Origin of the sequence: Flavobacterium sp. (assembly GCF_043773265.1) — a bacterium.
GTDB lineage: Bacteria > Bacteroidota > Bacteroidia > Flavobacteriales > Flavobacteriaceae > Flavobacterium.
Genome location: NZ_JAYVFH010000262.1, coordinates 1 through 3,100 on the forward strand (window position 1 = coordinate 1; position 3,100 = coordinate 3,100).

A 3,100-nucleotide genomic window follows, 5' to 3' on the forward strand; every position below is an offset into this window, starting at 1 on the left:
AGCCAAATGTTCGTTTGGATAGCCAATTCTTGTGTCCATTCCGGTGATGTATTCCACTAATTGCTTGACGTGTTTTAATTGAGCTCCACCACCTGTAAGTACTATTCCTGCAATTAATTTTCTGCGTGGATCTTCGTGTCCATATTCTTTTATTTCGGTGAAAACTTGTTCGATAATTTCGACAACTCGTGCATGAATTATTTTAGACAAATTCTTTAACGAAATTTCTTTTGGCTCTCTTCCTCGCAATCCCGGAATAGAAACTATTTCGTTGTCTTTATTTTCTCCTGGCCAAGCTGAACCAAATTTTACTTTCAATAATTCTGCTTGTTTTTCGATGATAGAACAACCTTCTTTTATATCATCGGTAATTACATTTCCGCCAAATGGGATTACAGCAGTATGACGAATTATTCCATCTTTAAAAATCGCTAAATCTGTTGTTCCTCCACCAATATCAATCAATGCAACACCAGCTTCTTTTTCTTCTTGACTTAAAACCGCATCAGATGAGGCTAAAGGTTCCAATGTCAATCCAGATAATTCAATTCCGGAACTTTGAATGCATCTGCCTACATTTCGAATGGATGATGCTTGTCCTACAACGACATGGAAACTAGATTCTAATCTTCCGCCATACATACCTATTGGTTCCTTGATATCTGATTGTCCATCGATTTTAAATTCTTGTGGTAAAACATGAATAATTTCTTCTCCGGGCAACATTGCCAATTTATTAACTTGATCGATTAGAAGTTGTATGTCGTTTCCTCCTATCACTTCTTCTGCATTACTTCGAATTATATAATCGCTGTGTTGTATACTACGAATATGTTGTCCCGCAATTCCTACAACAACATCTTTAATTTTGTACCCAGATTTTGTTTCTGCTTCAAGTACTGCTTGTTGAATGGATTGTATGGTTTGTGTAATATTATTTACAACACCTCTTGCCACACCTAAACTTTTGGATTTTCCAACACCCAAAATCTCTAGTTTTCCATATTCGTTTTTCCTGCCTATCATAGCAACAATTTTGGTTGTCCCAATGTCAAGACATACTGCAATATTCTCTTTTTCCATTTTCTGTTATTTTGTACACACCACTTGCTGAGCAAACCTGAGATCAATTGTTTTGTATTTATATAACGAACTATCTAAAACTGCTTTTTGAAAAAATGCCTTGTAATTATTGAATTTGGCTTTCATTCTTACCGTTCCTCCAAAATCTATTTGATAATTAAAATTTCTGTTGCCCATTTTCAAGCTCCCGTTTGGCATAATTTGAACACCAATGATGTTTTTTTTCAAAAAATCATCGTCATATATTATCCGAAATAATTCGGCTAAATCTTCGCTATTTTTTTTATTTATTTCCCCCGAAACAAGCGGAACTCTAGCAGTAAAATTACTTGACAACGGCATCCTATTTCCTTCGTAATCAATATAGAAAGAATCGTCCCCGTCAAAAATCCTTGCTATGGGAGTTTTTTGTTTCACTACTGCTTTTAGAACCCCATCAATGCTTACAAACACATCTGACTTCTCAATCATTTCTTGTGCGTTCAAAGCTTTTTCTAATTTATTCAAATCTAATTTATCTTTACCTATACTTTGCGCGTCTTTTTTATTTTCTATTAACAATTTATTAACCGTTTCTTGATCAACAAAAGGAGCGTTATCTCCTACAAAAACAACAGTGGATTTTGTTAGTTTTCGCCCTAAATTTCGATTTGAAGCAAACGAAAACAGAAAAATTACCAATGAAAACATTAGTACTAACCGAATATTGATCCAATTAAACAGTTTCATTTAACGCTTTTTTAATTAATAGCACTAACTCTCCAATATCTCCTGCACCAATAGTCACAATTACAGTTGCATCACTTTCTAAAATAGAAGGTATTAACAGTTTTTTTGAAACTAATTTCTTGTTATTATTTTTAATTTTATCCAATAACCATTGTGAGGTAATTCCTTCTATAGGCAATTCACGTGCCGGATAAATATCTAATAATAATATTTCATCAAATTGTGATAAACTTTCAGCAAAATCATTTGCAAAATCTTTAGTTCTACTAAATAAATGCGGTTGAAAAATGGCCAAAACTTTTTGATTGGGATACAATTCTCGAACTGCATTATGTATTGCATTTATTTCTGTTGGATGATGAGCATAATCATCAATATAAACTAATTTATCTGATTTTATTTGATACGAAAAACGGCGTTGAATTCCTTTAAAACTTTCTAATGCATTTGCAATTAAATGATTTTGAATTCCGAAAGTTTTTGCCATAGCAAATGCCATTAAAGCATTCATTAAATTATGTCTTCCTGGTAAATTAAATTTTATATTTTTTACAATTTCTAATGGTGTTTGTACATCAAAAATATAACTGCTGTTTTCTATTCTAACATTAAATGCTTTAAAAGTTGCTTCTTCGTCAATTGAAATTGTTACAGCTTCTAGTTGAACACCTTTTGGAACAAATAATTTACTTTTATCTAAAATTTTATTGGCAAATTCTCTAAACGAATCTTCAATTGCAGATGCATCGCCATAAATATCTAAGTGATCAGCATCCATTGAAGTTACACAAGCAATATTTGGATGTAAATGAAGAAATGATCTGTCAAATTCGTCTGCTTCTACAACTGTAATTGTTTTTCCGCTTCCTATTAAATTAGAATTATAATTCTCTACAATTCCGCCAAGAAAAGCGGTAACATCTTCGCCACTTTGATACAAAATATGCCCAAGAATACTAGATGTTGTAGTTTTTCCATGTGTTCCTGCAACTGCAAAACAAAAAGTATCTTTTGTGATAATTCCTAAAACTTCGGCACGTTTTTTAATTGTAAATTCTCTTTCAACAAAATAATTCCATTCTGAATGATAAACTGGAACTGCTGGAGTTACAATTACCAACGTATTTTCTACATAAAAACTGGTTGGAATTGCATTTATATTGTCTTCAAAATGAATGTTCATTCCGCCAGCAATAAGTTCATCAGTAAGTGTTGTTGGTGTTTTATCATAACCCGAAACATTTTTACCAATGTTTTGGAAATAACGAGCCAAAGCACTCATTCCGAT

The 3,100-nt window shown here is 32.5% G+C and carries 3 protein-coding genes; all 3 read right to left on the bottom strand.

What is annotated here, in order from left to right; genetic code table 11:
* On the bottom strand, nucleotides 1–1,083 hold a 1,083-nt coding region (gene ftsA, locus ACH2BO_RS13980), incomplete at its 3' end, for a cell division protein FtsA (RefSeq protein ID WP_395045349.1).
* 6 nt (nucleotides 1,084–1,089) lie between these two features.
* Entirely contained in the window at nucleotides 1,090–1,812 is a 723-nt protein-coding gene (locus ACH2BO_RS13985; protein WP_395045350.1) for a cell division protein FtsQ/DivIB, read from the bottom strand.
* The coding region (murC, locus tag ACH2BO_RS13990) for a UDP-N-acetylmuramate--L-alanine ligase (protein ID WP_395045351.1) at nucleotides 1,799–3,100 on the bottom strand (1,302 nt) is incomplete at its 5' end. The genes ACH2BO_RS13985 and murC, both read right to left, overlap by 14 nt.